At 45.8% G+C, this 22,000-nt stretch carries 19 protein-coding genes; 12 read left to right on the top strand and 7 right to left on the bottom strand.

Annotated features, from left to right (window positions below):
• From ACHKAR_RS03055 to ACHKAR_RS03045, 3 genes are read right to left on the bottom strand one after another with little or no spacing between them, the layout of a single operon-like run.
• Entirely contained in the window at window positions 1-3,543 is a 3,543-nt protein-coding gene (locus ACHKAR_RS03055) for an ABC transporter permease (RefSeq protein WP_395416120.1), read from the bottom strand.
• Window positions 3,544-3,579: 36 nt separating this feature from the next.
• Window positions 3,580-4,323 carry an ABC transporter ATP-binding protein gene (locus ACHKAR_RS03050; RefSeq protein WP_159580161.1) on the bottom strand — a complete coding sequence of 248 codons (744 nt, stop codon included), beginning with the start codon at window positions 4,321-4,323 and terminating at the stop codon, window positions 3,580-3,582.
• Window positions 4,320-5,051, bottom strand: coding sequence for an MlaE family ABC transporter permease (locus tag ACHKAR_RS03045; RefSeq protein ID WP_159580159.1), 732 nt, complete (start codon window positions 5,049-5,051; stop codon window positions 4,320-4,322). The genes ACHKAR_RS03050 and ACHKAR_RS03045 overlap by 4 nt, the downstream gene beginning before the upstream one ends.
• A 144-nt stretch (window positions 5,052-5,195) precedes the next feature.
• Between ACHKAR_RS03045 and ACHKAR_RS03040 the strand changes: the two genes are divergently transcribed.
• The 7 genes from ACHKAR_RS03040 to ACHKAR_RS03010 all read left to right on the top strand — a co-directional run bounded on the left by ACHKAR_RS03040 (window position 5,196) and on the right by ACHKAR_RS03010 (window position 10,646).
• Complete coding sequence (locus ACHKAR_RS03040; RefSeq protein ID WP_395416119.1) at window positions 5,196-5,912, top strand: SDR family oxidoreductase; 717 nt, start codon at window positions 5,196-5,198, stop codon at window positions 5,910-5,912.
• 49 nt (window positions 5,913-5,961) lie between these two features.
• Window positions 5,962-7,947, top strand: coding sequence for a (E)-4-hydroxy-3-methylbut-2-enyl-diphosphate synthase (ispG, locus tag ACHKAR_RS03035; RefSeq protein WP_395416118.1), 1,986 nt, complete (start codon window positions 5,962-5,964; stop codon window positions 7,945-7,947).
• Window positions 7,948-7,965: 18 nt separating this feature from the next.
• Window positions 7,966-8,178, top strand: a complete 213-nt coding sequence (locus ACHKAR_RS03030; protein ID WP_395416117.1) for a DUF6728 family protein — start codon at window positions 7,966-7,968, stop codon at window positions 8,176-8,178.
• Window positions 8,179-8,204: 26 nt separating this feature from the next.
• On the top strand, window positions 8,205-8,558 hold the full coding sequence (locus tag ACHKAR_RS03025) for an MmcQ/YjbR family DNA-binding protein (RefSeq protein WP_395416116.1): 354 nt from the start codon (window positions 8,205-8,207) through the stop codon (window positions 8,556-8,558).
• The gene (locus tag ACHKAR_RS03020) at window positions 8,555-9,340 is read left to right on the top strand and encodes an SGNH/GDSL hydrolase family protein (protein WP_395416115.1); all 786 of its coding nucleotides are present in this window, start codon (window positions 8,555-8,557) and stop codon (window positions 9,338-9,340) included. Before ACHKAR_RS03025 ends, ACHKAR_RS03020 begins: the two co-directional genes overlap by 4 nt.
• Before the next feature lie 89 nt (window positions 9,341-9,429).
• Window positions 9,430-10,260 carry a hypothetical protein gene (locus ACHKAR_RS03015; RefSeq protein ID WP_395416114.1) on the top strand — a complete coding sequence of 277 codons (831 nt, stop codon included), beginning with the start codon at window positions 9,430-9,432 and terminating at the stop codon, window positions 10,258-10,260.
• A 2-nt stretch (window positions 10,261-10,262) separates the two neighbouring features.
• Complete coding sequence (locus ACHKAR_RS03010) at window positions 10,263-10,646, top strand: VOC family protein (protein ID WP_395416113.1); 384 nt, start codon at window positions 10,263-10,265, stop codon at window positions 10,644-10,646.
• Between the two features lie 210 nt (window positions 10,647-10,856).
• On the opposite strand, the gene ACHKAR_RS03005 is transcribed toward ACHKAR_RS03010, so the two are convergent.
• Both ACHKAR_RS03005 and leuS read right to left on the bottom strand, forming a co-directional pair.
• Window positions 10,857-11,300, bottom strand: coding sequence for an LEA type 2 family protein (locus ACHKAR_RS03005; RefSeq protein ID WP_395416112.1), 444 nt, complete (start codon window positions 11,298-11,300; stop codon window positions 10,857-10,859).
• A gap of 31 nt (window positions 11,301-11,331) precedes the next feature.
• A complete protein-coding gene (gene leuS / locus ACHKAR_RS03000) occupies window positions 11,332-14,106 on the bottom strand; it encodes a leucine--tRNA ligase (RefSeq protein WP_395416111.1) in 2,775 nt (924 codons plus the stop codon).
• Window positions 14,107-14,236: 130 nt separating this feature from the next.
• Between leuS and ACHKAR_RS02995 the strand changes: the two genes are divergently transcribed.
• On the top strand, window positions 14,237-14,941 hold the full coding sequence (locus tag ACHKAR_RS02995; protein WP_159580141.1) for a lysophospholipid acyltransferase family protein: 705 nt from the start codon (window positions 14,237-14,239) through the stop codon (window positions 14,939-14,941).
• Here the strand turns inward: ACHKAR_RS02995 and ACHKAR_RS02990 are convergent.
• Window positions 14,924-15,388 (bottom strand): peroxiredoxin, encoded by a 465-nt coding sequence (locus ACHKAR_RS02990; protein ID WP_395416110.1) that lies wholly within the window; start codon window positions 15,386-15,388, stop codon window positions 14,924-14,926. The two genes, ACHKAR_RS02995 and ACHKAR_RS02990, sit on opposite strands and share 18 nt — an antisense overlap.
• A gap of 14 nt (window positions 15,389-15,402) precedes the next feature.
• Window positions 15,403-17,586 (bottom strand): efflux RND transporter permease subunit, encoded by a 2,184-nt coding sequence (locus tag ACHKAR_RS02985; protein ID WP_395416109.1) that lies wholly within the window; start codon window positions 17,584-17,586, stop codon window positions 15,403-15,405.
• Between the two features lie 131 nt (window positions 17,587-17,717).
• Between ACHKAR_RS02985 and ACHKAR_RS02980 the strand changes: the two genes are divergently transcribed.
• The 4 genes from ACHKAR_RS02980 to ACHKAR_RS02965 all read left to right on the top strand — a co-directional run bounded on the left by ACHKAR_RS02980 (window position 17,718) and on the right by ACHKAR_RS02965 (window position 21,967).
• Window positions 17,718-18,512 carry a thymidylate synthase gene (locus tag ACHKAR_RS02980; protein ID WP_395416108.1) on the top strand — a complete coding sequence of 265 codons (795 nt, stop codon included), beginning with the start codon at window positions 17,718-17,720 and terminating at the stop codon, window positions 18,510-18,512.
• Window positions 18,513-18,580: 68 nt separating this feature from the next.
• On the top strand, window positions 18,581-19,258 hold the full coding sequence (sdaAB, locus tag ACHKAR_RS02975; RefSeq protein WP_395416107.1) for an L-serine ammonia-lyase, iron-sulfur-dependent subunit beta: 678 nt from the start codon (window positions 18,581-18,583) through the stop codon (window positions 19,256-19,258).
• Between the two features lie 4 nt (window positions 19,259-19,262).
• Window positions 19,263-20,615 (top strand): TolC family protein, encoded by a 1,353-nt coding sequence (locus ACHKAR_RS02970; protein WP_395416106.1) that lies wholly within the window; start codon window positions 19,263-19,265, stop codon window positions 20,613-20,615.
• Between the two features lie 5 nt (window positions 20,616-20,620).
• Window positions 20,621-21,967 carry an efflux RND transporter periplasmic adaptor subunit gene (locus tag ACHKAR_RS02965; protein ID WP_395416105.1) on the top strand — a complete coding sequence of 449 codons (1,347 nt, stop codon included), beginning with the start codon at window positions 20,621-20,623 and terminating at the stop codon, window positions 21,965-21,967.
• The last annotated feature ends 33 nt before the right edge of the window (window positions 21,968-22,000 follow it).

Raw genomic sequence — 22,000 nt, 5'->3', positions numbered from 1 at the left:
CTATTCATACCTCAGGTTATCTGCAGGATTGGCCCGGGAGATTTTCAATACTACCAAGCTCACACTGCCAAGGGCCACGAGAAGCAGGAGAGCGGATGCCAGTAAGAAGGGGGTTACTCCCAATGTTACCTGGTAAGAAAATTCACCAATCCATCTTTGCATCAGAAAATAGCCAGTAGGTAGCCCCAGCAGGAGTGCCAGCCCGAGCAATCGAGCAAACTGAGAAAACACCATAGCTAAAATGTGATTGGGTGTAGCACCCATAATTTTCCGTATGCTTACTTCTTTTGCTTTTTGATTGAGTAGAGCCAGAGCCAGGCCGAGCAATCCCAGGCAGGCCAGAAACAAAGCCAATCCCGCGAAAATGGAAAAGACATTGAGCGTGCGTTCTTCAGATAGGTAAAGATTAGCCAGTTGCTCATCCAAAAAGCGATAGCTAAAGGGTAACTCACTCTCAATATTCTGGTAGCTCATTTGTATGTCGTTCAGTGTTTGCTGAAAGTTCTTACCCTCCATTTTCACCAGGAGGTGATTGGCATATTCGGGATTGAGCTGGATGATCAATGGTTGAATGGCCTCATGCAGTGACTGATAGTGAAAGTCTTTAACGACCCCTATGATGGTTCCTTTTTGGGCTACCGGATCGCTATCCCATGTCAGGCTTTTCCCGATCGGATCTTCCAGACGAAGGGCAGACATAGCGCTTTCATTGATTATAAAGGTGGTCCCGGCAGAATCTGCTGCATAGATAGGGTCAAAGTATCTTCCCATGGCCATAGACAGACCCAAAGATGGCGCCGTACCATAGTCTACATATAGCTCAGAAGCATCTACACGATTCTCGGGATTATCCTCCAGAAAAATGGCATTTTGATTAAACTGACCACCGGGCAGGTTGGAAATGGAACCTGTATTGAGCACTCCGGGGATATTGCCAAATTGTTCTTTGAAGGTCTCGACCTGTCGTAGATCGATTCCACCGATCTCTACACTTGGGTGTATGCGGATGGATATGACCGCCTCATGATCAAAACCCAACGATGTGGTTTTCATGAAGTTGATCTGCTTCATGATGATCAGACTGGAAATAATCAAAATGCTCGAGACACAAAACTGAAAGACCACCAATCCATTTCGCACTTGTCTTCCCTGGAATGAGGAAGAGAACTTGCCTTTCAGCACTTCCATGGGAATAAATGAAGACAAGGTGAAAGCAGGGTAAAAACCAGCCAGAAGTGCCAGAGCCAGACATAAACCCATGGATTTTAGCAGAAAAGAGCTGTTAAAGATGTCTGAAAGGTTAAATGCCTGACCGGATAGGTAATTGAAGGTGTCTAGACACAATACCGCAAGCAGGAGGGCAAGGACCCAGGCCAGCAGGCAAAATATAAGTGACTCCAGGTAAAATTGGAGCGTAAGATTTCCTGAATAGGCACCAAGTGTCTTTTTGATTCCCACCTCCCGGGCTCTTTCCAATGACTTAGCGGTAGTCAGATTAATGTAGTTGATGCACACAATGAGGAGTAAGAAGATCAAGGTGCCAGTAAGAATATATACATACAGGATGTTGCCATTGTTTTCCAGCTCCCATCGCAGATGAGACATGAGGTGTATTTCTTCTATTGGTTGCAAAGCGAACTGATAATCACCTTCCAGCAGAGAGGCTCTGTAAGACTGTGGCCAGTTGAGGTATGAAAGGACCCATTCGGGGATTTTGGCTTCCAACTTGGCGGGGTCCACACCAGATTTGGTTTTGATGTAATTAAAATGTCCAAAGTCCTCCCAGGTGAACCAGGGGTTACTGGGGTTAATGTTTTTGATGGTCACGTAGGAGACCAAGCCCTGAATGTGAAAATGAGATTTCTCGGGCACCCCTTTGATGACTGCTGCTATTTCCACAGGCATGTCATTTACGTTTAGTTCACGCCCTATGGGGTCTTCACTGCCAAAGTATTTTTTGGCCATCTTGTCGGTGATGACCAGATTCCATGGTTTCCTGAGTGCGTCTTTGTCGCCGGCTATTACCTCTAGCTGAAAGACATCCAGAAAAGTAGAATCCACAAAGAAGAAATTGGGCTCCTGAAACAGAATTTCAGCCTCCACATTTTCTACTTTCACAGTCTCATTGCTTTGCCCGACACCATTCCATGGTGAAAGACTGGTGGCAGCCTCTACCTCTGGCAGATCTCTGGCCATGGCCATGGCCATGGGGTGTGGGGTGCGCGTCTGGGGGTTGTCACTCATCCACGCTATGCGATAGATTCTCTCGCTATCCTCCAGCTCCTTGTCGTAGGAGAGTTGGTCGGTGATGAATAGGTAGATCAGGATACTGCAGGAAAACCCAACAGTGAGCCCAAATAGATTGATCGCAGAAAACACTTTGTTTCTCACCATTCTACGATAGAAAATTTTCAGGAAGTTGCTAACCATGTTTGTTTTGAGGTTTGGTAAAACATGGTACGAACTAAGGCCTAAGTATTGAAAGAATGGTTTTTTCTGGCCGGGCAGACGTTCTTCCCGATAGGATCGAACACCCTTGGTATCCTTAAATTCTGACGGTGTGAGCCCTGTATACTTTTTAAAAGCTGTGTTAAAGGCCGATTTGGAGTTGTACCCAACCATGGCAGCGATGTTTTCTATTTTGGTCTGCTGCTGCTCCGGTGCCTTCAGCAAGTGCTTGGCTTCACGCACTCTGTACTGACTGATCAGCTCCTGGAAGGAAGTGTTTTTGGTTTCATTGATCACCTGAGAAAGGTGATGGGTGGTGGTGTGTAGTTGATCCGACAACTGACTGAGGGATATGGTGCTCTGGAGGTAAAATTTATCCTTTTGTAGCAAATCATCCAGACGTTCCAGGATGGCCGCTTTCTGCCCGGGAGTGAGGGTTGATTTCTGATACTTATTTCCCAGAGGAATTGGGGATAGGAAGGTAGATTCCTTAAAGATTTGAAAATAGATAAAGTAGCTGAAAATCAGAATACCCAGGGAAGTCTCCCAAACACCGAGGGTATTGCCGGCAACGAGCCAATAGGAAATAAGGAGTACCGAGAAAAGGAGAAAATTTCTAAACCATAACAGGCGGCTTCCCGGGTTTTGAAACCAGTAGATCCCACGCTGGGCTGCTTCTATCTGTGCCGTCCTGAGGGCAGAAAGGAGGTATATAACCACAATGGCGATTAGGGTGCCTTCCCGAATAATGAAGCCATATTCGAAATCAACTCCCATCACCGAAGTAGATGTGAAAAGCGCTGGAAGCACCAACGGTAGCAGGTGCTTATTGTTATTACGGGTTTTTTGGGTAAAAAATGACCTGGTGTAGAGAAAAAGGCTGATAGCCACCAGAGCCAGGGCAAATTGATCCAGGAATAAACCGGAAGGGGCAAAGCTGCTCGAGAGAAAGATGAGCGTACTCAGGAGTAGTCTTGCCAAAAACTGACTCGCAGGGAACTTATTGAAAAGAAGCAGCACTGCTGCAATGATGCCGTGAACCACCGCACAGGCAAGTAACATTTCAGTCCAGGGCCAGTTCATCCATTCCTTCATCCCCTAAAACTAGTGGTTTTTGATGATGCTTCTGCTTTATCTGAACTCCTTCATCATTCTGTTGGCAAAGACAAAGTCGTCCAATTCCTTCACACCTGAGTGGGTGATGTCTTTGTTAGTGCCATCCCATAATTTTTCACCTTTGTAGAGATACATTACTTTCTGACCTATTTCTATCACCGAATTCATATCATGAGTGACGATGGTAGTAGTCATCTGATACTCCTGCGTGATTTCGTCAATGAGTTCATCAATGACCATACTAGTTTGTGGATCCAGCCCGGAGTTGGGTTCATCACAAAAAAGATAATTGGGCTTGTTGACAATAGCACGTGCTATGCCTACACGTTTTTTCATACCTCCACTGATCTCAGAGGGCATTTTTTTGTTCACATTCTCCAGCCCCACACGTTGCAGACAGAAGTTCACACGCTCTATCTTTTCTTCCTTGCTCATATCTGTGAGCACGTTCAGCGGAAACATCACGTTTTGCTCCACGTTCTTGCTGTCAAACAGTGCGCTGCCCTGAAAAAGCATTCCTATTTCCCTCCTTATTTCCGTTTGGGCCTCTTTGTCACCGTGAGAAAAGTCACGGCCATCATAGAGTACGTCTCCTTCATCGGGCTTAAATAACCCCACAATACATTTCAGAAGCACACTTTTTCCGGTTCCACTGGACCCAATGATCAGATTACATTTTCCCGGCTCAAAAGTGCCGTTGATACCTTTTAGGATTTCTTTGCCCTGAAAAGACTTCTTTATGTTGTTGATTTCGATCATCCGAGTAGTAGTTGAGCGAGAAGATAATCTGCCAGCAAAATGGCAATACAGCTATTGGTGACGGCAGCGGTAGACGATTGGCCCACCTCCAGTGCTCCACCTGAGGTGAAATATCCTTTGTAAGCAGAAATGGCAGCTACCAGAAAAGCAAATACAAATGCCTTGATGAGAGCAAATGCGATATTGAACTCAATGAAGTCATATCGGATACCGTAGATATAATCATGGCCAGAGATAATGCCCGTGGCCAGACTGGTGAGGTAGCCACCATAGATGGACAAAAATGCCGAAAGCACCACCAGCATCGGATACATAAGCATAGATGCGATGATTTTAGGAAGCACCAGATAGGAAGTAGAGTTAATGCCCATCACTTCCAAAGCATCAATTTGTTCTGTGATTCGCATGGTTCCGAGTTCACCGGCTATGTTAGATCCTACCTTTCCTGCATATACAATGGCCATAATCGTAGGAGCCAACTCCAAAACGGTCATATCCCGCACTACCAGTGAAATCACGTAATCAGGAATGAAGGGGCTTACCAGGTTATAGGCCGTCTGGATGGTAGTAACCGCACCCATGAATACCGAGACAATGGTCACAATAAAAAGAGAATTGTACCCCACCTTGATGCACTCATCGATGGTCAGGGAAACGTAGGTGGAAAAACTTTCGCGTCTTACGAAAAGCTGACCAGCAAAAATCAAAAATTTACCTAGTGATTTCATGAAGTATTCTCTTGCGTCAGATGTGTTAGCTTTGCCGAAATTAATAAGAACGAAGCAAACACAAACCGTTTGACCAACTAAAGGACAAAATGAAGATTTTGTTTTCTTAAATAACAATGTGGTTTCTGGTTGCTTTATAGAATTATGGGTGATCTGAAAGATAAATTAGTTGTGGTAACTGGCGGCACCAAAGGTATCGGCCGGGCCATCATAGAAAAATTTTCTGAAGCCGGCTATACCATAGCGACCTGCGCCAGAAATGAGACCGACCTGGATGATCTGAAGAAATCTATAGAGGGCAAGTACGGCAACAAAGTGCTGGTGAATGTGTCTGACGTATCCAGGAAAGCACAGGTGAATGACTTCATTGAGTTTATCAGATTGACGGGTAAGCCTGTGGCCGTTTTGGTTAATAATGCTGGCAAGTTTGTGCCTGGTCAGGTACACACAGAAGAAGAGGGCGTATTGGAGTCGCAGATTGAAACCAACCTGTATAGTGCTTATAGACTCAGCAGAGGACTAATCCCTGAAATGAAGAAGCGGAAAAAAGGGCATATATTCAATATCTGCTCCACTGCCAGCATTACGGCTTACACCAATGGTGGATCTTACTGCATCTCCAAGTTTGCGATGTATGGAATGAGTAAAGTATTGAGAGAGGAATTGAAAGCAGATCAAATTCGGGTGACCTCAGTGATGCCTGGAGCTACCTTTACTGCCAGTTGGGAAGGGGTGGACTTGCCGGAAGATCGATTTATGAAACCGGAAGACGTGGCAGAGATGATTTTCACCACTTATCAGCTCAGTGACCGGACCGTGGTGGAGGACCTGGTAATCAGACCACAATTAGGCGATTTATGATCCCGCAACTTTTATCTTTGTATGGTGTTTAGACCATAAATGTTATTTTATGAACCCTGCCGATGAGCTCCTGACCGGAAAGGTCAATTTTTGCGATAGCCTCACTCAATATAAAAGGAGAAAGACACGTGAGGTGTATGTTGGGGACGTACCCATGGGTGGGGATAATCCTATCAGGGTACAATCCATGACCACCGTGGACACCATGGACACACAGGGTTCGGTGGAGCAGGTATTGAGAATGGTGGAGAGTGGGTGCGAGTATGTGCGAATTACGGCACCCAGTATCAAAGAGGCCGAGAACCTCCGCGAGATAAAAAGTGAGTTGAGCAAAAGGGGATGCTTTGTGCCGCTGGTGGCTGATATTCACTTCACTCCGAATGCCGCGGAACTTGCTGCCACCATCGTGGAGAAGGTAAGGGTGAATCCGGGAAACTATGCCGATAAAAAGCGATTTGAGGAGATAGAATATACGGACGAGACTTATAATGCCGAACTGCACCGCATTCGCGAAAAGTTTACACCCCTGGTGGAGATCTGTAAGGAATACGGTACGGCTATGCGCATTGGTACCAATCATGGTTCATTGTCTGATAGGATCATGAGTCGATATGGTGACACCCCATTAGGAATGGTGGAGTCAGCGCTGGAGTTTATCAGGATTTGCGAAGAGCTGGAATACTTTGATATTGTGATCTCGATGAAATCCAGCAATCCACAAGTGATGGTGCAGGCTTATCGACTGCTCGTTCAGAAGTTGGATGAGGAAGGACTACAGCCTTATCCATTGCACCTGGGTGTGACGGAAGCGGGCGAAGCAGAGGATGGCCGAATCAAGAGTGCCCTTGGAATAGGCGTGCTGCTGGAGGATGGATTGGGAGATACCGTGCGTGTCTCTCTCACCGAAGCACCTGAAGTAGAAGCCCCTGTAGGGCAAATCCTTGTAGACAGGCTCGTGGGGAGACAGGGGCATGCGCCAATAGCCAACTGTGATTTTAGTGTTTACCATCCCTATGAATATCAGAAACGCCAGACGGATGAGGTAATTAATTTTGGTGGTGGGAATGTCCCCAGGGTGATTGCGGATTTTTCTGATATCGAGTCTGTAGAAATGAAGGACCTCAAAGCAATTGGGCACTTCTACCTGCCGGAATTGGACAAGTGGACGATGAATGATTTGGGGTGCGATTACATTTATACCGGTACCCGCCCAATCCCCTTTATGTTACCCAATGGACTTAAAGAGATACTTGATTATAACACCTGGTTGACGGTCAATTCAGACGCGAACAAGTACCCATTAATTACTGTAAATGAGATAGATAAGCCTATTGATTCAAAGTGTATTTTCATACAGCTATCTACTACGAAGCTCACGCCATCTGTGATCGAAAAGATCAGACAGATGACCAACGCTGTGTTGATTCTCAAAACAAATAATCAGCATGCTTATGCAGATTTGCGTCAGTCCTTCGTTGGATTGGTCAATGCCGGAGTGAGTATACCGGTGGTGATAGAGCGATCTTTTCCTTACCTCAATGCAGATGCCATGATGATGTATCCTGCCACCGACATTGGTGGTTTGCTCATTGATGGTTTTGGAGATGGAGCACTTCTGAGCATGGCTCAGGTAAAAGGGGACAGGTCAGAGAGATTGGCTAAAGCCAAACTGTATAATAGCACCGTGTTCGGGATATTGCAGGCGGCCAGGACCAGGATCACCAAGACAGAGTATATTTCGTGTCCTTCATGCGGGCGTACTTTGTTTGACCTGCAGGAGACTACTGCCATGATCAGGAAGCGCACCGATCATCTGAAAGGTGTAAAAATCGGGATCATGGGATGTATAGTGAATGGCCCGGGGGAAATGGCAGATGCAGATTATGGTTATGTGGGGTCTGGTAAGGGGAAGATCACTTTGTATAAAGGCAAAGAAGTAATGAAGCGGGGAGTGCCTTCTGCACGTGCCCTGGATGAATTGATAGAGTTAATCAAGGAAGATGGCAAATGGACAGAGCCACAGGCTGTCCTGTAACGATTCAAATAGAAGACCATGTCAGAGAAACAAAACCAGAATGAAGAGAAAAATGATGCTGGTTACTATTTCAATTTCAAAGAAGTATTAACCTATTTTTTCAGAAAAAAAGACCCTTCTCGACCGACCAATACGAGTATTAAGATGATGCATGGAATCAATAAGATTTCCATGATCATGTTTTTGATCTGCGTGATTGTCATCATCGTGAGGTACATCATCCGATCATAGTCTTTGCATCGTATATTCTGTAATCTATGAACATCGAAGATCTGAGAAATCACTGCATTGCCAAGCCAGGAGTGACTGAGGAGTTTCCTTTTGATGCCGATACATTGGTATTTAAGGTGATGGGCAAAATGTTTGCCCTGGCCAATGTAGAAGATTTTGTCAGTGTCAACCTGAAGTGTGATCCGGAGAAAGCCATCAGGCTGCGAGAGGAGTTTGAGGATGTGCTGCCGGGCTATCACATGAACAAGAAACACTGGAATACCGTGATGACAGTTGGGATTCTTTCAGACCAGCAAATACGGGAGTGGGTGGATGATTCATATGATCTGGTCGTCTCCGGCCTACCGGCCAAATTGAAAGCAGAACTGAAGAACCTATGAAGTTGATTTATTTGTTTTGCCTGATTTTCCCACTTTCCTGTATGGAGGCAGATGATAACCGCCCTGAAAATGAGGAGAAAACAAAGGATGAAACCCCTGCAAATGACGATGCTGAGCCAGAAGATGAGGAAAGTTCTGAAAATGAAGAAAATAATGAGGATACTACTATGACAAATGGAAGCATAAGTTTTCTCGCTTTGGGTGACTCATACACCATTGGAGAAAGTGTGGAAATAGCAGAAAGATGGCCTGTACAGCTGGTCACAGAGCTCCGTGAAAGGGGTGTGGAAATGAAGGATTCTGAGATCATTGCCAGGACAGGGTGGACCACAGCGGAGCTTCAAGATGGTATCGACCATTCTGAAGTAAAAGGGCCTTATGATTGGGTTTCGTTGCTTATAGGAGTGAATAATCAGTATCGTGGCTACAGCATATCTATTTATCGGACCGAGTTTGAGTTCCTGCTAAAGCAGGCCATTGCCTTTGCCGGAGGAGACAAGCGTCGGGTGATCGTGGTGAGTATTCCTGACTATGGAGTGACACCCTTTGCGGCCAATAGTGATCGGGCTAAAATCGCTCGTGAGATAGACGATTATAACAATATGGCCAGAGGCTTTTCGGAGGCTTACGGTGTGACATTTTTCAATATCACTCCTATATCGAGGGAAGCTGCCACCAAGCCCGAATATGTGGCTGAGGATGGCCTCCACCCGTCAGGAGAAATGTATGCAGCATGGGTGCAAATGATCCTTCCTCACGCACTGGAAATCTTAGATGAGTGATATTGAAACACTTTCTTTCTGCCCTACAAACTTTTACCATAATTAAAATAATCCTATTTTAGGGGTTGTATTCGCCGATAGCCATATTTATGAGGCAACTTTCCGCTGTTATTATCATCATCTTATGCCTGGCCTCCTGTCGTGACAAGATCATTTGTCCGGCTTTTCAGAGTACCTATATTCTGGATGATTCGGTGCGGATGGCCTACTATTCTTACCTCTGGAAAATAGACAAGGATGAGCGCCTAAAATATCTGGCGAGTCAGAAGCCGGTATCGCTGGATAGTGCGGGAGCGGTGGTGGCGTCTGTTGGCAAAGGGATTGATTATTTTGCCTATGTAGAGCCTTATGTGGTTACCCCGGATGAGGTGAAGAAGACCAAGTTTGGAATCGTTAAATATGAACCTTATTGGCTGAAGAACTACGAACTCAGGACCGCCCCTAAGGAGAATATACTAGCACCAAAGCCTATTGAAGAGCCTCCTGTGGTGGAGGATGTTGGTGAATTTATTGCCAGTGATTTTTCTGATTCGGCTACTGTGGTGATTGACTCTACAGCTACCATTGTTTCTTCCGAAGAGGATACCCTCGATATTCCTACGTTGGCGATAGTGGAGCCGGCCAAGCCTAAAACGGAACTCAAATACCTCTATAGGTATGATCCAAATGACAAGGCATTGAATGTTGAGCAGGCGTATTACAATAAGCATTTTGGACAGTATCTCTATACCAGAGTGCCCATACAGGAGGAAGTCTCAGAGCCTCTGTCTGATAACCCTGCCGATTCAGTGTCTTCCGGAGGTTTTTTTAAAGGCCTCTTTAAAGGGAAAAAGGTCAAATCAGACCCCATAATACAGGAGGTTGAGGTAGAACCTTCCTTGGATGACGCCATAAAAGAAGATCCCAATTCCGGATTTTAAATATGAAAATAGAGCACCTGGCAATCTGGGTTGGTGACCTGGAAGCCATCAAATCATTCTATGTGAAGTATTTCGGAGCCATTGCCTCCGATCTTTATCACAACCCTAAAAAGAACTTCAAATCCTATTTTTTAACCTTTGCAGATGGGGATACGCGCCTGGAACTGATGCAACAACAAGACCATCACCAAAAGGGGACCTCCACTCAATTGGGTTGGGCTCATATGGCGCTAAGTCTGGGAAGCAGAGAGGCCGTGGATGAGTACACAGAACGATTCAGACGTGCGGGCATCACCATTCACAGCGAACCACGAACTACAGGTGACGGCTATTACGAAAGCATCATACTGGATCCCGAGGGAAACATCATTGAACTGACGGTTTAGTCAGGTCAGACGAAAAGCTTCGAAGAGGGTTTTTGTACGGAAGGACGAAATTTCTTGAAGCCCAATAAAACAAAAAGGCTGGAAATCAGAAGAATCAGGGCGGTGGAGATAAGGCGTTTCATTTTTGTGCTAATTATTGCATAAAGCTAGCCAAAAGCCAAATCCAGTTCAATACCACGTTTTAGGGATTTTTGTCTAAGTATTTATCGGTCACATCCTCACTTCCTCTTCAAAGTCAATAGGAACAGTAGCGGGGTAACCGTGCACGGAGACTTTCACAAACCCCTTATAATGAACTGCCACCTTTTTCCCACCCAGGATGCTGATGATGCCATTGAGTAGTCCGATTTCTGTTATATCAAAGCTGGCATTCAATGGCACCCTGAATTCGGAAAGGGCAGGTACTTTGGTCGTAAATTCCTGGTTGATCACTCCGATTTTTTTGCCTTCCAGTTCGATATCAATGTTCACTTTGCGCAGCTTCATTTTTACATCGTTGGGGTTGTAAAAAATAGCTTCTGCTTTAAGCACGGCATTGGTACCCATGATTTTTGAGACTTCAATGTTCTCTATCCCTATGAATTGCGGAGCATCTTCGGGTCTCGTGCAAGCTCCCAGAAAGAGCAAAGTCGCTACGATTATTGCGTTTTTCATGTGGTGGTTGATTGCACAAATAATGCCACGATTATACCACCACATTGACGATCTTCTTAGGTACTACGATTACCTTTTTAGGCGTTTTACCTTCAGTCCATTTCTGTACATTGGGGTGAGCCAGTGCCTGCGACTCGATTTCTTCTTTTGACAGATCCGCTCCCAATTGAATTTTGGCTCTCATTTTTCCATTCACCATGATCGGGTACTCAAAACTATCCTCTACCAGATGACTGGGATCAAATACAGGGTAGGATGCATTAAAAATGCTTTCCTCATGTCCGAGAAGTGACCAGAGCTCCTCAGAAAGGTGTGGAGCGAAAGGGGCCAGGGCGATAACCATTGGCTCCAGTATAGCCCGCTTGTTACAGCTGAGTGCCCCCAGTTCGTTCACGGCGATCATGAAATTACTCACTGAGGTGTTGAGTGATAAGCGCTCTATGTCGTCCTCAATTTTCCTGAGAAGACCGTGGAGCACCTTTAGCTCTTCTTTGGTGGCGGGCTCCTCTGAGACCACCAGGAGATCCTCCCGGTTGTTGTGAAAGAGCGTCCAGAATTTCCTGAGAAATTTGTAAACACCCTCTATGCCATTGGTGTTCCAGGGCTTACTCTGCTCTATAGGTCCAAGAAACATCTCGTACATTCTGAGTGTATCAGCACCGTATTTTTCCACCAGATCATCCGGATTGACCACATTGTACTTGGATTTGGACATTTTTTCTACTTCCCAGCCACAGACGTATTTGCCGTTTTCCAATACAAACTCTGCATCTTCTGCGTCTGGTCTAAATGACTTAAACGCCTCCAGGTCCAGAATGTCATCTTTTACAATGTTGACATCCACGTGCACCGGGTAAGTATCAAATTCTTTTCTCAGTCCAAAGGACACATATTTGTTCTCATTTTTTACCCGGTAAACGAAGTTTGAGCGGCCCTGAATCATTCCTTGATTCACCAGCTTCTTAGCATACTCATCTACTTTGATGAATCCCATGTCGTAGAGGAATTTGGTCCAGAAACGGGAGTAGAGGAGGTGACCGGTGGCATGCTCACTGCCACCCATATAGAAGTCCACCTGCTGCCAGTAGTCAAGGGCTTTTTCAGACGCAAATTCCTGATCATTGTCCGGGTCCATGTACCTGAAAAAGTACCAGCTGGATCCGGCCCAACCAGGCATGGTGGTCAGCTCATAGGGAGTACCATCTTTGTACTGCCAGTTGTCTGCACGGCCCAGTGGGGGCGCACCGTCTTCTGTGGGGAGATACTTATCTACCTCAGGAAGGTTGAGTGGCAGTTCGCTGTCTTCCAGTAGATAGGGGATGCCATTTTTGAAGTGAACCGGAATAGGCTCACCCCAGTAGCGCTGGCGACCAAAGATGGCGTCACGCAATCTGTAGTTCACTTTTCTAACCCCAATTCCCTTCTGCTCCACCTCAGCAATAGCCTTGTCGATGGCCTCAAGTGGAGTAAGCCCGTTCAGAATACCTGAATTGATCATTTTGCCCTCTTTGGTGGCATCAGCTTCCGTTTCGGTAATTTTTTGCGAATCGATTATTTGTACTATCGGCAGGTCAAAGTGCTTGGCAAAGTCAAAATCCCTTTGGTCTCCGCTAGGTACGGCCATCACTGCTCCGGTACCGTATCCTGCCAATACATAGTCGGCAATCCAGACAGGCACTTTCTCTCCGCTAAACGGATGGATCACATAACTCCCGGTAAACACCCCGGAAACGGTCTTCACGTCGCTCATTCGCTCACGCTCAGAGCGGTTTTTGGCCACGGCAATATAATCTTCAACCTCCTGTTTTTGCTCAGGAGTGGTCAGGTGCTGTACGATTTCGGCTTCAGGTGCCACCACCATGAAGCTCACCCCATAGATGGTGTCAATTCTGGTGGTAAAGACTCTGATCTTCTTATCTGAATTTTCAATGGCGAAATCTACTTCAGCGCCATAGGATTTGCCGATCCAGTTGCGTTGCATGTCTTTGATAGGCTCTGGCCAGTCAATTTTATCCAGCCCGGAAATGAGTCTGTCGGCATAGGCCGTGATCCGCATGCTCCATTGTGCCATGCTCTTTTTTACGACAGGGTGGCCGCCCCGCTCCGAAAATCCGTCTTTTACTTCATCGTTGGAAAGGACAGTACCTAAAGCCGGACACCAGTTTACGGTGGTTTCTGCGATATAGGTCAGTCGGTATTTAAGCAACATTTTTTGCTGCGCCTCTTCCGACCAACTGTTCCAATCACCTGCACTGAATGCAGGCACGTCATCATCACACACGGCATTGATCGCCTGATTTCCGCTTTCGGCGAAAGCTGTAATCAATGTGTCTATATGCTCTGCCTTGTCTGAGTCTTTGTTGTACCAGCTGTTAAATAGCTGCTTGAAGATCCATTGGGTCCATTTGTAGTAGGAGGGTTCTGAAGTGCGCACCTCGCGAGACCAGTCATAGCTGAATCCCAGATTGGTGAGCTGTTCTTTGTAGCGGGTGATGTTGGTTTCCGTGGTAATGGCCGGATGCTGACCAGTCTGGATGGCATACTGCTCAGCCGGTAGACCAAAGGCATCAAAACCCATCGGGTGAAGCACATTGTGCCCTTTGAGTCGTTTGAAACGAGAAATAATGTCTGTAGCAATGTAGCCAAGTGGGTGGCCTACGTGTAGTCCGGCACCTGAAGGATACGGAAACATATCCAGGATGTAATACTTGGGCCTGGAAGGATCTATGCTTACTTCATAGATCTTGTTTTCCTGCCAGTATTGTTGCCATTTTTTTTCTACCTCCAGATGTTTGTACTCGGCCATTGATTCTCGATTTTTATAAAGTGCGCAAAGTTAAACGATGCCCTGAAAAACGAGTATTAAATCAAAGCTTTTAAGTGGGTACCATTTTATGGGAGAGTGCTTAGCTTTGAGGAGAATTTTGATTGATTGAATGCTGGTATTTTTAAGAGTTTTCTTTTGTGCGGTTTGGAGCATCTTTTGGATTAGCCTGTCGCTCATTATCTATCTATTCACTTTTCGCACAGCCATACCTGTGGCGATGGCCCGTAGCTGCTGGGCTCCGGGTATTTTGTGGGCTTTTCGTATCCGAATAGAAAAGAGTGGGATGGAAGTCATTGAGCGAGACAAACCCTATGTGTTTGTCTGTAATCATCAGTCGTATTTGGATATACCCATTCTTTTTCGGGCGATTCCTGCCAACCTGTACTTTGTGGCAAAGAAAGAGTTGAGAATCATCCCATTCCTTGGGTGGTACATGATGGCCACGGGTATGATTTTTATTGATCGGTCCAACCGAAAAAAATCGATGGAGAGTCTGAAGCGATCAGCTAAACTGATTAATCAGGGAAAATCAGTGTTGATGTTTCCCGAGGGCACACGCACAGTGGATCATCAGATCGCTCATTTCAAAAAAGGTCCTTTTATTTTATCCAAAGAGGCCAATGTGCCGATCCTTCCCATAGGCATCAGGCAGACCGGAAAGTCCTTTACCTGGGGCAAATGGAGCAGTACCCAGATGGTAGTGAGCGTATCTGCTCCGATCACCTGCGATGGAAGTGCCGAAGTGGTGGAGCAGGTCAGGGAAAAGGTAGCTCTACTGGCTAATAAGCCAGTAGCCTCATTGACAGGTGGATAGAGCTTTCAGCGACTCCTTGATGTGTCTGGTGGCCTTCACCGCCGAACTGAAGGTGGATACCAGCTTTCCTTCCTTGTTAAAGACGTAGGTGACCCTACCTGGTAATAACCCCAACAGGTTTCTCGGCACGCCAAATTCCTTTTCAGCCACTCTGTTGATATCACTCAATAACATGAAATTGAGACCGTGACGCGAAGCAAAACGGCTGTGGGAACCTACAGAATCTCCTGAGATACCGATCACCTTGGCGCCGGCCTCTTCAAATTCATCATATCGATCTCTGAAACTGCAAGCTTCCAGGGTACACCCCGGAGTATCGTCCTTTGGATAGAAATATACCACCAAAGAATGTTTCCCCTTGAACGCGGTTAAATCAATCAGATGGCCTTCCTGATCTTTGAGGGTTACTTCAGGAATGTCATCGCCTATTTTTAATCCTTTATTCATTGTGTAGTTAACAACTATAAACTGTTCTTGTTTTCTGTAAAATGAAGGAGTAGCGGAAGTAGGGTTAGATCAATGATCAGGGCTATTGTCAGGGACAAGGACAAAAACAAGCCCAGGTAATAAGTAGCTCCAAATGAGGAAAAAAGGAATAAAACGAAACCCGAAACAATTACCAGTGTGGTAATGCTCATGGCCTTACCAGCAGTCTGAAAAGTATTGATCATTCTGTATATCCTATTTCTAGCTTTTTGCCTTCGGTACACTGATATAAAATGAATGGTGTCATCCACTGCAATACCGAATGCAACAGCAAATATAATGGAGGTTGTGAGTTTTAACGAAATTCCTGCAAGCCCCATGTACCCGGCCGTGGCTAAAAGGGGGATGATATTGGGAATTAGGCTGATCAACAGGATTTTAAGCGAACGAAAATAAATCCCAAGTATTAAAGAAATGACTGAAATGGCGATTAGAAGTCCATGCATCAGGTTAGCGGAGAGCATTTCATGGCTTTTGTCGATCAGGTAAGTGGTGCCGGTGAGCCGGTATTCAATGACATCATGATTAAGGTGGGCCTCGAGGTAGGAAAGGAGCTCCTGATCTTTTTGGATAGTCTCAAGAGACCCAAATTCAGGAATGAAACCTGTAAAGCGGGCATAATGCTCATTTTGGCCGATCAGGCTGGGGACTTCAGGCTTCCGGGTGTAAGGGCGTACGGTTCGAATGGCTCTCTGGTAATTTTGTGTATCGGGCATCTCAAATGCTGAAGAGCTCCCACCATTGATCATTTGATGGCCATACATGGCAAAGGTGACCGGTGACCAAAGTCGGTCCATGGGATACTCCTTTAGTAAGTACTGATGAATCTTATGGGCCTCTCGCATGACCTCCTCCTCCCAAATGCTGCCATCGGGATCTTTAGGCCAGTAGGCCATTTCCCAGGGCTTGGACCCTCCGTAGTGAATGTCCACAAACTCAAAGTCCTGCCTGACTTCTGAGTCCGCAGGAAGATCATCCAGGAGGCGAGCATCGGTTTTGAGTAGATAAAGTCCTGCCACAGATAAGATCACCAGGAGTGTGGTGCCAGCGAGAACGACTCTGTAATGCCGGATCACCCAGATGGCCAGGTACCTTGTGGCTGTACCTGGTTTGCGTGGCGGGTAGCTTTGATGGATCAGCAGTGGTCCAAAAGCAAAAGTGATGATAAAAGAGAGCATAATGCCAATCCCACAGAAAATCCCCAGAAAGCGAATAGGTTCTGTATCGATGGTCACAAGACTAAAGAAACCTATAGCAGTGGTGACCGAGGTGAGAAAAGTAGGTGTGAGCACCTTATGGATGGCAGTCTTTAACCTGGTGATAAAATCGGGTTGTTCGCCTGCCCTGAAGGCATTGATGAGGTGAATGGCATCAGAGGTGGATACAAATAGAATAACAGGAGGAATAAGCGAACCCAAAATGGTAATGGTCTGCCCGAGCAAGGCCATCAGTCCCAGCAACCAGATAAGGCTGGTGACACTGATGAGGTAGGGCATGAGCGATACTTTCACAGAGCGAAAGACGAGGATAAGAAGCAGAAAGCTCACAACCAGTGCTGATGCAAGGAAGAGAATAAAATCGCTCTGAATGTACCCGATGAATGCCTTTTGAGCCACAAGTTTTCCCGCCAGTCGGTAGTGATCAAAATGCTCCTGGGTGAGTAACTGGTTCAGGTTATTGACCAGTAGATCAGCGGAAACAGGGTCTTCGAAATGCTGATGGGTAACCTGTACGAGTAAAGACCTGCCATCTTTACCAAAGAAGTGCCTGTAGATAGGGTGAGCAAACATGTTTGCACTGTCTTGTGGGTATAGTTCCGGGTTTTTCAGATGAATGAGCGGAACAAGTGTTACCCCAAGAGGGGCCTTGATGGGCTGTTGAAAATCGAGGGGAGAGCCAACCTGAATTACACCCTCTTCTGATTTGATACTGGCCGTTAGCTGCGCGATTTTTTGGAGGAAGTCCTCATGAAACACTCCATTGTTATTTTCCAGAATAATCAGGAGGTAGTCATTGTCGTAGCCAAAATAGTTCAGGTGATTTTCATAAAAAGTGATGTCCGGATCATCAAGAGGGAAAAACTTCTCGAATTCAAAATCCGCTTTGAGAAACTGCAGGTGATACGCAAAGAAAATGGTGATAACCACCCACAGGCTCACCAGTAAAAAGCGGAATTTACCACTCCTGAAATTTCCAAAGTACTTATTTAGTAAAGCGTTCAGGTTTCTACTTTTTAGGTCTTAATTTAGCGTTATCCTTTACGAAAGTAGCCAATCAAAAACGATTAATCATGAAACAATACCTCGATTTGATGCAGCATATCCTGGACCACGGTGTGGAAAAGGGAGACAGAACAGGCACAGGTACCCTGAGCATTTTCGGACATCAGATGAGGTTCAATTTGCAGGATGGTTTCCCCCTTGTTACCACCAAAAAAGTGCACCTCCGATCGATCATACATGAACTGCTTTGGTTTATCAAAGGAGATTCCAATATCAAATACCTGAATGATAACAAGGTGACCATATGGGACGAATGGGCAGATGCCAATGGTGAACTAGGCCCTGTCTATGGGGTGCAGTGGCGCAGCTGGCCCAAGAGCGATGGCACCACGGTAGACCAGCTTTCGGGCTTGATCGACACCATTAAAAACAATCCCAATTCACGGAGAATGATCATCAGTGCCTGGAATGTGGGCGAGATAGAAAAAATGGCTTTGCCACCATGTCATACCTTGTTTCAGTTTTATGTAGCCGATGGTAAGCTTTCCTGTCAGCTGTATCAGCGCAGTGCTGATGTGTTTTTGGGGGTGCCTTTCAATATTGCCTCCTATGCACTCTTCACGATGATGATAGCGCAGGTGTGTGGGCTGGAATATGGAGATTTTGTACACACCTTTGGGGATACACACCTTTATTCCAATCATCTGGAGCAGGCGCGTTTGCAGCTTTCTCGTGAAGTAAGGCCTCTTCCGATTATGCGACTAAACCCTGACGTGAAAGACATTTTTTCATTCACCATTGAGGATTTCACACTAGAAAACTACGATCCACACCCTCATATCAAGGCCCAGGTGGCAGTTTGAGTCAACTTTTTACAATAAGTGACATTTTAAAGTATCGTATTAGTTCTTTAATCGTTTAATTTCCTGATATGTCTGAAAGAAGCAGTGTATTTGATATGATAGGCCCTGTAATGATAGGCCCGTCCAGCTCGCATACAGCTGGAGTGGTGCGTATAGGCAGGGTGGCCCGTAAAATTCTGAAAGACAAACCCACCAAGGCCATCATTACCTTTTATAATTCTTTTGCCAGAACCTATGAAGGGCATGGGAGTAACCGGGCTATTTTGGCCGGCCTCATGGATTTCCCTACGGATGATGAGCGCATCAAAGGTGCGCTGGAGCTAGCGAAGGATGCAGGTATCGAGTACAAGTTTAAGTCTGTAGGCAATGCTTCTACGCTTCATCCCAATACGGTAAGGCTGAATCTTACCTCCAAGGACAATCAGGCTGAAGTGGTAGGAGAAAGCCGAGGTGGTGGGGTGATCAGAATCCGTGAAGTCAATGGCTTTGACTGCAATTTCACGGCCAGTGCCCACACACTCATCATTCATGCCGATGACCAGAAGGGGAGCATCGCCTTCATTTCAGATGTGCTTTCACATGACGATTGCAACATCGCTACCATGACTGTTTCCCGAAAAGGGAAGAACGATCTGGCCTGCCTGGTTTTTGAAATGGACTCAGGCATAAAAGCCATCACTTTAGAATATTTACGTAACCTTAACTGGGTGAGGAGTGTCCTCTACATACCCGACATTGATCAATGATCTCATGAAAAAACTGAACCTAACCCTACTGATTCTCTTCTTTACTTTTACCGCCTTTGCCCAAAGTGATTCACTTTATGTATTAGATCTTCAGCAGTGCATCGACATTGCCATAGAAAATAACCTGTCTGTGAGGCGCAGCAACCTCCAGGAGCAGCTTGCTCAGGTCAATCTGAACCAATCCAGGGCCAGTCAGCTCCCGAGCCTGAATGTGGGAGGAAATTACGGCTACAACTGGGGTAGATCCATTGACCCCACCACCAACTCATTCATCACTCAGCAGATCAACTTTACTGGGGTGAGCGGGAGTGCCAATATGACCTTGTTTAACTGGTTTAGAATCACCAATACCATCAAGCAAAACCGAATGAGTCTGGAATCGTCGCAGTATGCGGTGGATAAAGCGGAGAATGACATCTCGTTAAATGTGGTTACGTTTTACCTGAATGTGATTTTCAACCGTGAACTCTTTGAAAATGCCGAATACCAGCTACGGTCCAGTCAGGAGCAACTGGAGCGTACCAAAAAGCTGGTAGCAGGAGGAGCGCTGCCCCGCACCAATGAGTTGGAGCTGATCTCTCAGGTGGCTACCAATGAGGTGCAGCTGGTGACCGCTCAAAATAACCTGGATCTTGCCTTGCTGAGCCTGAAACAGGCCATGTTGATTCCTACTTCTCAGGACATTGAGCTGATTATCCCGGATCTCACACTGGAAGGAGAGGCCGACCTCACAATAAGTTCTGATGAGGTTTTTGAAGCGGCGGTAGCGTCCATGCCAGAGATACAAAGCGCCGAACTGCAGGTGCAAAGTGCCCTGATGGGAGTGAAGGTGGCAGAATCAGGGTATGCGCCTGCGCTTTCCTTGAGTGGAGGTTTCCGATCCAATTACTCAGATGCCTACAAACAGTTGGTTAATGGCTCTTTTGAGACTGTAGCATTCAATGACCAAATGAACCAAAACTTTAGTAAATCGCTGACTTTGAATTTGTCTATCCCGATTTTTAATAACCTCCAGGCCAAATCCAGCGTTGAAAACGCAAAGATCAATTTGCAGCAGGCAGAGATCACCGTACTAGAGCAAAAGAACTTACTGAGACAAACCATTGAAACGGCTTACAATGACGCTTTTGCTGCGTCCAAAACCTACGCTGCTTCATCACGACAAGTGGAAGCATTAGAAGAAACTTTTCGTTCTGTTGAAAACCAGTATAACTTAGGGGCGGCGAATTTCACGGACTATCAGGTGGCATCAAATAACTTGTTTCGTGCCAAATCGGATCTTGTTCGCGCTAAATTTGACTTCATTTTTAAGAAAAAAATCTTAGACTTTTATCAGGGTAACTCCTTATCATTCTAATCACCATGGCCAAAAAGAAAAAATCAAATAACAAGATATTATATATCCTGATAGGGGTTGTCGTGTTGCTCATCGTGTTTGCGATGGTTGGTAAATCCCAGGGTTGGGTAGGACAGAAAAAGGCCATTGAGGTAGAGTTTGGCAAGGTGGAGAAAGCTACCATTGTAGAGAAGGTGAGCGCCTCGGGCTCCGTTCAGCCTGTGGTTGAAGTGAAAATCAGCCCGGAAGTACCCGGCGAGATCATTAAGCTGTCCATCGAAGAAGGAGATTCTGTAACCAAGGGAGATTTTCTGTTGAAAATCAGACCGGACAATTTCATGTCTGTGCTGGAGCGAACCAGGGCCAACCTGAATCAACAAAAAGCCAACCTGGCCGATGCCAAAGCAAGAGAAGCTCGTGCAAAAGCCAACTATAAGCGAGCAGAGCTCGAGTATGAAAGACAAAAGAAGTTGTACGCCGAGAAGGTGATTTCAGATGCCGATTTTCAGCTTTCAGAAGCCAATTATAATGTAGCCCTGCAGGATTTGGAATCCGCTACTCAAAACGTGGAAGCTGCGAAATACATTGTGCAGAGCTCTCAGGCCTCGGTGAATGAGGCACTTGAAAACCTTCGTCTCACGGAGATTGAAGCGCCGATGAGTGGAATTGTTTCTAAGTTGGATGTGGAAGAGGGAGAGACTGTAGTCGGTACCTCACAGATGCAGGGTACGGAGATGCTGCGTATCGCTGACCTTTCCAATATGGAAGTGAGGGTGGATGTAAATGAAAATGACATCATACGCATCTCAGAGGGTGATACAGCGATTATCGATGTGGATTCTTATTCCTATATGGATAAAACCTTTAAAGGAGTGGTCACGCAGATTGCCAACTCTGCCAATACCAAAGTGTCGTCAGATGCAGTGACTGAGTTTGAGGTAAGGATTAAAATTTTGAATTCTTCTTATCAGGATCTGATTAAGGAAAACGGAATGAAGTACCCCTTCAGACCAGGAATGACCGCCAGTGTGGATATCATTACCGAAACCAAACGCGACATCCTCACAGTGCCACTTTCTGCTGTGACTACCCGAAAAGCTAACAGTGAAGGAGAAGAGGATGCTGAAGACACAGAGACCTCACTGGATCAGGAGCTGGATGAGGTGGTATTTACAGTAGCTGACGGAAAGGCAGTGAAAACCATTGTGAAGACCGGAATTAGTGATTTCGAGCGCATTGAAATTGTGGAAGGATTGAAAGAAGGGGATGAAGTGGTTTCAGGCCCATTCCTGGCCGTATCTAAGCGATTGAAGGATGGAGACGGTATCGAAGCTAAAAAAGAAGAGAAGAAGGAAGGAGATTCGGAAGAATAAGAGCCTTCTGAAATATTATAAAACACTAATAAA

It is taken from the genome of Marinoscillum luteum (assembly GCF_044005705.1).
GTDB classification, from domain to species: Bacteria; Bacteroidota; Bacteroidia; order Cytophagales; family Cyclobacteriaceae; genus Marinoscillum; species Marinoscillum luteum.
The sequence above is the reverse complement of the archived record's forward strand: the minus strand, read 5'-3'. Positions and strand labels throughout refer to the sequence as shown.